Annotated in this window: 9 protein-coding genes; 1 reads left to right on the top strand and 8 read right to left on the bottom strand. The window is 60.1% G+C overall.

Annotated elements, in window-relative coordinates; genetic code table 11:
* Positions 1 to 168 precede the first annotated feature (168 nt).
* The 6 genes from G5367_RS16990 to G5367_RS16965 are packed head-to-tail and all read right to left on the bottom strand — an operon-like array spanning position 169 to position 4,996.
* Positions 169 to 1,347, bottom strand: a complete 1,179-nt coding sequence (locus G5367_RS16990) for a hypothetical protein (RefSeq protein WP_421244739.1) — start codon at positions 1,345 to 1,347, stop codon at positions 169 to 171.
* Positions 1,348 to 1,349: 2 nt separating this feature from the next.
* Positions 1,350 to 2,012 carry an energy transducer TonB gene (locus G5367_RS16985; protein ID WP_021230422.1) on the bottom strand — a complete coding sequence of 221 codons (663 nt, stop codon included), beginning with the start codon at positions 2,010 to 2,012 and terminating at the stop codon, positions 1,350 to 1,352.
* Entirely contained in the window at positions 2,009 to 2,410 is a 402-nt protein-coding gene (locus G5367_RS16980; protein WP_005339369.1) for an ExbD/TolR family protein, read from the bottom strand. Before G5367_RS16980 ends, G5367_RS16985 begins: the two co-directional genes overlap by 4 nt.
* Positions 2,407 to 2,937 (bottom strand): MotA/TolQ/ExbB proton channel family protein, encoded by a 531-nt coding sequence (locus tag G5367_RS16975; RefSeq protein WP_421244740.1) that lies wholly within the window; start codon positions 2,935 to 2,937, stop codon positions 2,407 to 2,409. Before G5367_RS16975 ends, G5367_RS16980 begins: the two co-directional genes overlap by 4 nt.
* Complete coding sequence (locus tag G5367_RS16970; protein WP_421244741.1) at positions 2,934 to 4,238, bottom strand: MotA/TolQ/ExbB proton channel family protein; 1,305 nt, start codon at positions 4,236 to 4,238, stop codon at positions 2,934 to 2,936. Before G5367_RS16970 ends, G5367_RS16975 begins: the two co-directional genes overlap by 4 nt.
* Positions 4,235 to 4,996, bottom strand: coding sequence for a DUF3450 domain-containing protein (locus tag G5367_RS16965; RefSeq protein ID WP_005357258.1), 762 nt, complete (start codon positions 4,994 to 4,996; stop codon positions 4,235 to 4,237). Before G5367_RS16965 ends, G5367_RS16970 begins: the two co-directional genes overlap by 4 nt.
* A gap of 208 nt (positions 4,997 to 5,204) precedes the next feature.
* On the opposite strand from G5367_RS16965, the gene G5367_RS16960 reads away from it, so the two are divergent.
* Positions 5,205 to 5,981 (top strand): helix-turn-helix transcriptional regulator, encoded by a 777-nt coding sequence (locus G5367_RS16960; RefSeq protein WP_005342366.1) that lies wholly within the window; start codon positions 5,205 to 5,207, stop codon positions 5,979 to 5,981.
* Between the two features lie 59 nt (positions 5,982 to 6,040).
* Here the strand turns inward: G5367_RS16960 and glmS are convergent, their stop codons facing one another.
* Both glmS and G5367_RS16950 read right to left on the bottom strand, forming a co-directional pair.
* A complete protein-coding gene (gene glmS, locus G5367_RS16955) occupies positions 6,041 to 7,873 on the bottom strand; it encodes a glutamine--fructose-6-phosphate transaminase (isomerizing) (protein WP_201939288.1) in 1,833 nt (610 codons plus the stop codon).
* Positions 7,874 to 7,929: 56 nt separating this feature from the next.
* Positions 7,930 to 8,703 carry a DeoR/GlpR family DNA-binding transcription regulator gene (locus G5367_RS16950; protein ID WP_005355851.1) on the bottom strand — a complete coding sequence of 258 codons (774 nt, stop codon included), beginning with the start codon at positions 8,701 to 8,703 and terminating at the stop codon, positions 7,930 to 7,932.
* Positions 8,704 to 8,722: the final 19 nt, after the last annotated feature.

Genomic DNA, 8,722 nt, shown 5'->3' with positions numbered 1-8,722 from the left:
GGCGCCCACTTCGCTAGGAAGCTGGCTCATCAGTTCGGCGTGTTCCGCCGTGCTGGTAGGGGCGCATTATAGGGAGCTGCGCCGGGATGACAAGGGCTTTTTGCAAAAATGCGTTAGTTTGCTGAAAAAGCGAACTGAACGCCCCAAAACAGCCCCTTGGCACCTCTTTTACGCTGCTTTTTTGCTCAACTCTTCGCTTTGTGTCCGAATATAGTTGACCCAGCTGGTTGCCTTCTGTTGCCAGTTATCCTGCTGCTGCAGCTCACGGGCCAGTTCCAGCGCCTGGGCATACTGCTCCTTATTAAGGTGTGCCTGCACCAACAACGCTTTGGCACGATTGCCTTGCTCGCCTTTTACCGACTTGATGGCGGCGAGCTGGGTCATGGCAGCATCTGTCTTGCCCTGTTGCAGCAGCAGTTCGGCGGCGCGCATGGCCGCTTTGGGCTGACCATGCTGGTTGGCCAGCTGTTGCCAGCTATCGACCGCTTGTGACCACTCCCGGGCACCTTCCCACAATTGGGCCAGCAGTTGGCGATTTTCAGCACTTTGCTTCATCTGTCCCTTGGCCATGGCCGCTTCCAGCAGACGGGCACCACGATAAGGCAACCCTTGCCAGGCATAGAGGCGGATCAGCTGGTTGCGGGCTGACGCGTCATCCATCAGTTTTCTGTCGATGGCAGTCTGCAGCAGCGCCAACGCCTGATCCCCACGTTTGGCGGAGAGGTTGAGCGATACCGCCTGTTGCCACCACTTACTCTCTGTCGGCTCATGACGGATCAGCTCGGCCGCCTGATCGGCCGCCACGCCATAACGTTGCTGGGCGGTGAGGGCGGAGAGACGAATGATGGCGGCCTGTTTCTGCCAACCCTTCTTCAACAACTGTTCGCTCTGGCTGGCGGCGTCACCGTACTGTTTGTTGTGGTAATAGAGGCCAGCCAGACGCAGGCGCAGTGCATCGTCTTGCTTGAGCGCCAGTGCCGCCTTGTAGCTGGCGATGGCACCAGACCAGTTGGATTGCTGGGCCTGAATATCGCCGCGCAGTCGCAGCAGCTGAAGCTGTTGTTGCTCGGGCCACTCTTTATAGGAAAGCGCCTGTTCGACGTAGCGGCTCGCTTGGGCGGTCTGTTGCAGATTGGCCGCCAGCGAGGCTTGCAGCTGCGCCAGCCAGGCACGCTCGGCATCGCTATTTGGCTTGAGGCCGGATGCCTTGCTCTGGGCCTGTTGCCACTGGCCAGACTGATAGAGCTTCATCACGGGTTCAAGCTGACGGGAGAAGTGAGGGCTGACCTCCATCGCCAGACAGGCTTGGCCAACCAGGGCCAGCAGACAGATCCAGATCCGCAACATAGTTATGACTCCAGTTTGAATTTGAGCGTGATGACTTGCACCAGCTTGTCGGTGGCACCCGGTCTCGGCTGATAGCGCCACTTATTGATCGCCTGAATGGCCGCCCGCTCGAACTGACGCTTGGGTTTGGCCTCGACCACTTCCACATCCTGCACGCCACCTTCGGCATTCACGCTAAAGCGCAGGGTGACGAAACCTTCGATCCCTGACTGTTGGGCACGATAGGGGTAGACCGGCTCGATCCGTTGCAGCGGCATCAGCATGTCACCTGCGCCGATACCCGCTCCCTGCTGCTGGCCGTGGTAGTTGCCACTCAATACCGGTGCGGTACTGGTCGCCACACCGGGGGCATATACCTGCACCGCGCTGAGGCTGGAGACCAGATCCAGACTCGGCTCAACAGCCGCCAAAGGGGCTGCAGCGGGCATCGGCAGCGGTGTCGAGGCCAATGCCGCAGGAGGCTCTGGCAGAGGTTCAGGCTCCTGCGGTACCGGACGCTCGCGCACCTGCACTTCGGTCACCTCGTTCTGCATATTGATGACGATGGGCTTCTGTTCGCTCGCCACCTTCTCGCCCCGGGGCGGTTCAACCAGCGTGGCCATGAACAGCAGGATACCCAGACTGAGTGCAACCCCCAGCCCCAGGCTCATCAGCTTGTATTTCATTTCGGCGCCACCGCCACGGCGATATTGGCGATACCCGCCGCCTTGGCCTCATCCATCACCCGCACCACCTTGCCGTGGGGCACCCGCTCGTCGGCCTGGATCACCAGACTGGCATCGGGTTGCTCCGCCAGCAGACGGGCGATGGTGGCCTGTACCCGCTCCACATCGATCTGCTTGCGGTCGAGGAAGATCTGACCCTGAGCCCCGATCGCCAGCATGATGCTGGAGGATTTCTGCGCCTTGGCCTGACTGGCCTGGGGTCTGTGCACCTCGAGCCCGGCTTCGCGCACAAAGGAGGTGGTGACAATAAAGAAGATCAGCATGATAAACACGATATCCAGCATGGGGGTCATGTCGATCTGCACTTCGTCACGCTGGCGTTTGGATTGCCGTCTCATTGCATTACCTTCTCTTCTCGCAGGCCGTCCCGGGTTTTGGCCAGCGCACGCTTGGCCTGACTCTCGAGCCGACTGAGTAACAACACGCCGGAGAGCGCCACCACCATGCCTGCCATGGTGGGGATGGTGGCGCGGGAGATCCCGCCCGCCATGCTCTCCGGGTTAAAGCGGTTGGCCGCAGCCAACGCATCGAATACGCCGATCATGCCGGTCACAGTGCCCAGCAACCCCAGCATGGGGCAGAGCACCACCAGGGTGCGGATGAAGATCAGATGACGGTTCAGTTCCAGCTCTGCCTGCGCCAGCCAGCGGCTGCGGATCGCCCGGGCGTACCAGCTGTGGCGCTCGCTGCGGGCTTGCCAGCTGCCGAGCAGCTGTTGCTGCAGCGGGCCGAAACCCAGATTGAGGTAGAGCAGCCGCTCGATCATCAAAATCCACATCAGCACCAGCAGGGCCAGAATGACCCAGAGCACCGGGCCGCCACGGCCCATGAAACTCTGCAGCTGTTGCCAGATGTCGAGCATCATGCTGCTCGCTCCATCCCGCCGTTATTGCTCTCGGCGCGCTCGGCCAGAATGCCGGCTACCTGCTGCTCCAGCACATTGGAAAGCTCGGTGAAGCGCGATTGCAGCAGGCTGTGGGCCAGGATCAGCGGAATGGCCGCAACCAGACCCTGTACCGTGGTAACCAGCGCCATGGAGATGCCGCCCGCCATGATCTTGGGATCGCCGGTGCCAAACTGGGTGATGGCCTGGAAGGTGCCGATCATCCCGGTTACGGTACCGAGCAGACCCAGCATGGGGGCGATGGCCGCGATCACCTTGACCATGCCGATGCCGCGCTCCATGCGAGGAGTTTCCTGCAGGATCGCCTCATCAAGACGCAGCTCGAGGGTCTCCATGCTCAGCTCGGGGTGTTTGTCCGCCACCGTCAGCACCCGGCCGAGGGCGTTGTCGGCGTGATACTCGCCGCTCTTGAGCTGGCGGCGCACCCGACCCAGTTCGCGGGAGAGGCTCCACAGCCGTACCGCCGCAATTCCCAAACCGATGGCTGCCAGCAGCACGATAATGGCGCCGACCTGACCACCTTGCTGTACCTGCTGCCAGAAGGTGGGCGCCTGTGCCAGCATCGCCAGCAGAGTGCCATGAGAAGGATCCAGCGGCAGCGCTTCCCCTTCCTGACCCTGATAAGCCGCAACGGCAGAGAGCACGCTACCGGGCAGACCCAGTACCGGGCTCAAGCCTTCGGCGGTTGGTTGCAGGAAGCCTGCGCTCCCCAGCAGGGCAAAGCTGCCAACCCGGGTCAATGGCTGCTCGCTGGCAGCCCCCTGGGCATCAAGCACCTTGCCGTTGAACCGGGCAATCCGGCCAGATTCACGGATCTCTTGCAGCAGCGTGGCGGGTAGCAGGGCGAGGGCGGCGCGATCCGGCACCTGTTTATCCTGTGCCATGGCTTTCAACGGGGCGAGACGCTCCGGGTACTGCCCCTCGACGGCGGATTCGCTCAGCAGCTTGACCGCATCGCTGGCACCCTGACGGGTGACCGCGAAGATCTCGTTCATGTCGCCGGAGGCTTGCTCCCACTGGGCGTTAAGCTCGACCAGCTGCTTCTCGTTGCTGGCAAACTGGCTGGCCAGCTCCTTGCTCAGGCGCTGGGCCTCGGCCAATTTGGCGCGGGCAGTGCCGAGCTCCCTGGCAACGGTCGCCAGATCTTGCTGAGCCTGCTGTTCGCGAGCCTGTTCCTGCTGCTGCCACTCATCGGCGACAGCGGCGTTGGCACCGCAGGAGAGGGCAATAAGGAGGGGGAACCACTTCATGGTGACTCTCATGATTGGGCCTCCTGACTACGGCTGACAGAGAGGGGGACATTGAGCAACTGGGGAACTTTCTTGTCGGCGGCCACATCCATCGCCTCGGCGATAGGGGAGAGCCACTGGCTGTCGAGGGCTTGCCACTGCTTCGCCTCGGCAGACCAGCGCCATGCCTGACTGCGATCGGCAGTCATCGCCAGCAGGGAAACCCGACCCAGCGCCAGCACATCAACCCGACGCGGTGCACCATCCAGCTCCAGCTCGGCGGAATAGCTGTCCATCCTGCTGCCGTACTCGGCTTCGATCTGATAGGCCTGCAGCAGCTGACGGAATTTCTCTGCCTCGCTCACGTCCGCACGGGCCAGGGTCGCTTTCAACTGTTCAACCCGCGCTAAACGATCTTCCTTGCGCAGCGGGATGTCGTTTTGCACCAGCTGTTCCAGATCTGCCTGCATCTGCAGCATCAGCGGGATCAAGCCCTGACGGGTCTCTTGCACCGCTTCCAACTGCTGGCTCAATTTACCCAGCTCATTTTGCTGATCGGCCACCAGAGATTGCATGTAGCGGTTGTAGGCTTCGAGGTCACGCAGTTGCAGCTGGGCATTTTGCAGCTCCAGTCGTGCGGCAACGGCGGCATCGGCGGCTTTTTCCACCCGCTGCTGGGAGGCTTTCCCGGCAGCGATGCTGTTCTTGAGAGCGGGAGCAACCAGCTCATCCCCAATGGCAGCAAAGTGGACTGACAGTGGCAGCAGGGCCACACCCCATAATTTGTTCATTGAAATACATCTTACTAATGATAACTATTATCATTATCTCAAATACAGGGCGGACTGGCAACGAGAGGATTTTCTTGGCCTTTATGCACAAAAACAGGATAATTTTTAAACACGCACGGAATAAGTGGCTCCAATAGCCACCGACAAATATAAATAACGAGAAAAATCTTTTCGATCAGTGTGATAGAGATCGAAAAAGGAGAAAGTCATGCTCAACGATGCGATCTGGGAACATATCGACAAGTTCACCAAGGCAACAAAAACCAGCGATATCCAGCAACAGCTGGAGCGCTTCAGTCATCAAATGGGCTTTGATTACTTCCGGCTGCTGATTATTTTCCCCATCACCATGCAAAAATCCCATGTGGCGCTGTTTAACAACTGTCCGACCAGCTGGTTTGACGCCTATAGCGAAAACCAGTATCTGACCCAGGATCCGGTGGTCTATCTGGGGCTGAAACAGACCCAGCCCATCTTCTGGAACAAACTCGACTGCGACTCGCCCTGGCTACCCAGCGCCAGTCGGGAGGTGATGAACCTGGCGGCCGATTTCGGTGTACGCAATGGAGTCTCATTTCCGCTGCACACCCCGCAGGGGGAGCACGGTATCCTCTCATTCATCACCAAGGACAAATCCAACTCAGACCTGATGTTTGAAAACGTGCCGCTGCTGTCGTTCTGCGCAAGCTACATCTTCAACTCTGCGCTGCAACTGATCAAAAGCAGACCGGATATGATGAAATACCTGACCGAACTGTCGGATCGGGAGAAGGAGTGCCTGTTCTGGGCAAGCGAGGGCAAGACCTCCTGGGAGATCGCTACCATACTCGGCATCAGTGAGCGGACGGTCAACTTTCACCTGACCCAGGTGACCAACAAGACCGACTCGAAGAACCGCAGTCAGGCCATCGCCAAAGGGATCACCAGCGGCATCATTGTGCCCTCCCTCGACGAGGTCACCATCACCAACCTGCGGCTGTCGTAACCCCTCAGCCGAAACAAAAAGAGCCGCAATTGCGGCTCTTTTTCATTTGAGAGAGTGACTTACTCGACCGTCACCGATTTTGCCAGGTTGCGCGGCTGGTCGACGTCAGTGCCCTTGATCAGGGCAACGTGATAGGAGAGCAGCTGCAGGGGCACGGTATAGACGATGGGGGCGATCACCTCTTCCACATGGTTGAGGTTCATGACCCGCATGGTCTCGTCGCTCTTGAAGCCGGTATCGGCATCGGCGAACACATAGAGGATACCGCCACGTGCACGAACCTCTTCCACGTTGGACTTGAGCTTCTCCAGCAGATCGTTGTTCGGCGCCACCACAATGATGGGCATCTCGGCATCGATCAGCGCCAGCGGGCCGTGCTTCAGCTCGCCAGCGGCATAGGCTTCGGCGTGGATGTAGGAGATCTCTTTGAGCTTGAGCGCCCCCTCCATGGCGATGGGGTACTGGCTGCCGCGGCCGAGGAACAGGCTGTGCTGCTTGTCGGCAAACTCTTCGGCCAGGGTTTCGATATCCTTGGCCAGCGCCAGACTCTCTTTAATACGCAGCGGCAGGGCTTGCAGCGCCTTGACCAGTTCAGCCTCGGCGGCCGCGCTAAGGTGGCCACGGCAGTGACCGACCGAGGCCACCAGCATCAGCAGGCCAGCCAGCTGGGTGGTGAACGCCTTGGTGGAGGCTACGCCGATCTCGGCACCGGCACGGGTCATAAAGGCCAGATCCGATTCACGCACCAGCGAGGAGCCCGGCACGTTGCAGATAGCCAGCGAGCTCATATAGCCGGATTCCTTGGCCAGACGCAGCGCAGCCAGGGTATCGGCGGTCTCGCCACTCTGGGAGAGGGTCACCAGCAGGCTGTTGGGGCGCACTACCGATTTGCGATAGCGGAACTCGGAGGCGATCTCCACATCACAGGAGACGCCAGCGATCTCTTCGAACCAGTAGCGAGCCACCATGCCGGAGTGATAGGAGGTGCCGCAGGCGACGATCTGCACGTGCTCGACCTTGTCAAAGATGGCGCGAGCGCCGTTGCCGAACGATTCGACCACCACGTGATCGCTGCCCAGACGCCCTTCCAGGGTGTTGGTGATCGCTTTGGGCTGCTCGTGGATCTCTTTGAGCATGTAGTGACGGTATTCGCCCTTGTCACCGGCATCGTGGGAGAGTTCGGACTCCTGCTCTTCACGCACCACGGCGTTGCCGTTGGTATCGAAGATGTGCACGTCACGGCGGGTCACTTCGGCCACATCACCCTCTTCCAGGAAGATGAAACGGCGGGTCACCGGCAGCAGCGCCATCTGGTCGGAGGCGATAAAGTTCTCGCCGATACCGCGGCCGATCACCAGCGGTGAACCGGAGCGGGCCACCACCACGCGGCTGTCGTCGCGGCTGTCCATCACCACGGTACCGTAGGCACCGCGCAGCTGCTTCACCGCAGTCTGCATGGCGGCCAGCAGGCTGCCGGCACGCTTCAGCTCATGATGGACCAAATGGGCAATCACCTCGGTATCGGTGTCGGAGCTGAACACATAACCCAGCGCCTTCAACTCTTCCCGCAGCTCTTCGTGGTTCTCGATGATGCCGTTGTGCACCACCACGATATGCTCGGAAACGTGGGGGTGGGCATTGCGCTCGGAAGGCTCGCCGTGAGTGGCCCAGCGGGTATGGGCAATACCGGTACCGCCGTGGACGGACTGCTCGTCAAGCGCCTTGGCCAGCTCGGCCACCTTGCCCAGACGGCGAACCCGCTGCAACGGCTGGTTGGCGCTGAACACGGCCACACCGGCGGAGTCATAACCGCGGTACTCCAGACGGCGCAGGCCCTCTACCAGAATTTCAGCCACATCACGTTGGGCGACAGCCCCGACGATGCCACACATACACTTCTCCTTGAGATGCAAATCGTAAAGTCAGTTGGATAGTTCAGAGCTCGATGTCAGCAAGTGACCGGGGCGCAGATAAGCGTCACCCCCTGGGCTTGAATCTGTTCTCTGGCCTCGCTGGCCAGCCCCTCGTCGGTCACCAGGGTATGGATGCTCGACCAGGGAAGTTCGAGATTGGGGATCTTGCGGCCGATCTTTTCCGATTCGACCATCACAATGACCTCCCGCGACACCTCGGCCATGACCCGCGACAGGCCCACCAGCTCGTTGAAGGTGGTGGTGCCACGCTCCGGGTCGATGCCGTCAGCACCGATAAAGAGCTGGTCGAAGTCGTAGGAGCGCAACACCTGTTCCGCCACCTGCCCCTGGAAGGATTCGGAGTGAGGGTCCCAAGTGCCACCGGTCATTAACAGGGTAGGCTCATTTTCCAGCTCGCGCAGGGCACCGGCCACATTGAGGGAGTTGGTCATCACGATGAGGCCGCGCTTGTTGCCCAGCATGGGGATCATGGCGCTGGTGGTGCTGCCGCTGTCGATGATGACGCGGTTGTGATCACGCAGCCGCTCGGCCGCCGCACGGGCAATGGCTAACTTTCGGTTCGAAACTTGTTCAGGGTTGACCTCGACCACCATCTCGCTCGGCAAAGGGACAGCACCACCGTAACGGCGCAGCAGCAGACCGCCGGTCTCCAGTACCGCCAGATCTTTACGGATGGTCACTTCGGAGGTAGAAAAGTGTTTGGCGAGGGCGTCGACGCTCACTTCACCCTGCTCTTGTACCAGGGTCACTATGGTGTGTCGGCGTTGTTGAGTATTACGTTTGGTCATCTTTAAGTTTCGATTCGAA

The sequence above is a fragment of the Aeromonas sp. 604282 genome, assembly GCF_049170575.1.
GTDB classification, from domain to species: Bacteria; Pseudomonadota; Gammaproteobacteria; order Enterobacterales; family Aeromonadaceae; genus Aeromonas; species Aeromonas veronii_A.
The sequence above is the reverse complement of the archived record's forward strand: the minus strand, read 5'-3'. Positions and strand labels throughout refer to the sequence as shown.